Origin of the sequence: Pseudomonas helleri, from assembly GCF_009600315.1 — a bacterium.
In the GTDB taxonomy this organism is placed as follows: domain Bacteria; phylum Pseudomonadota; class Gammaproteobacteria; order Pseudomonadales; family Pseudomonadaceae; genus Aquipseudomonas; species Aquipseudomonas helleri_A.
This window is the reverse complement of the sequence record NZ_WIWC01000100.1, coordinates 1-698: the sequence shown is the minus strand read 5'-3', so window position 1 is coordinate 698 and position 698 is coordinate 1. Positions and strand designations below refer to the sequence as shown.

The 698-nt window shown below is 46.6% G+C and carries 2 protein-coding genes; both read right to left on the bottom strand.

Translation table 11 applies throughout. From position 1 onward, the window contains the following. Window positions 1-309: hypothetical protein (locus tag GHN86_RS23780; protein WP_228389650.1), on the bottom strand; the 309-nt coding region annotated here is incomplete at its 3' end. A gap of 33 nt (window positions 310-342) precedes the next feature. Next, window positions 343-698 (bottom strand): hypothetical protein (locus GHN86_RS23015; protein ID WP_267129148.1); only part of this gene is annotated, 356 nt, incomplete at its 5' end.

Sequence of the window (698 nt, the reverse complement as noted above, 5' to 3'; positions counted from 1 at the left end):
GCCATTAGCACTTTGAAAGCTTTTAAATGGCTGGAATTGCGTGGTTTCCATAAAGCTATTAATGGTTGTCACATCGTTGTTAGCAGTTTCGGTAGCCATACGCTGAATCCAGAGATAAATAGCAGCGAATATGGCGGCGCACGGTGTGGTGATCCATAGTGTAACGGCGCAAGCTGTTGCCCAGGTCCAAAATATGAATATAAATATAAAAGTCGGGAGTGCAAACATTAAAGCACCAGCGACTGTTATGAACAAAAATAAGAATGTGTTACCAAACCATCCGAAGATGTGTCCTTTCCCAATTTCCATACCATTTCTTCCGTTAAAGTTTAGTTTTTTCCACTACTTCGAGGGTATCAGCGCCTGAAATGTGGTTTGTAATCGATCATCATCAATTCTCCTCGGAAGCTTCAATGGCTTCCTCGAGCTTTTTCTACGATATTCGGTGATGAACTTTACGCGGTCACCCTTGAAGAATAGGGCCGGATTGACCCAAAAAGTGGATGGGGTGCGGGGGGCCAGAAATTGCTTGGCCAGAAGCTCTTTAAGGCCCCGCTGGAACGTCTTTTCGCTCATGTCCACGGACCGACCAGATAGGCCATCGTTGAACCATGCTAGCTCGATGCTTTCGGCAAATCCCTGGCGCATGGGGGATCGTTCGTATTCCTGCAGGACTAGCTGGAATACCCTAGATGCAG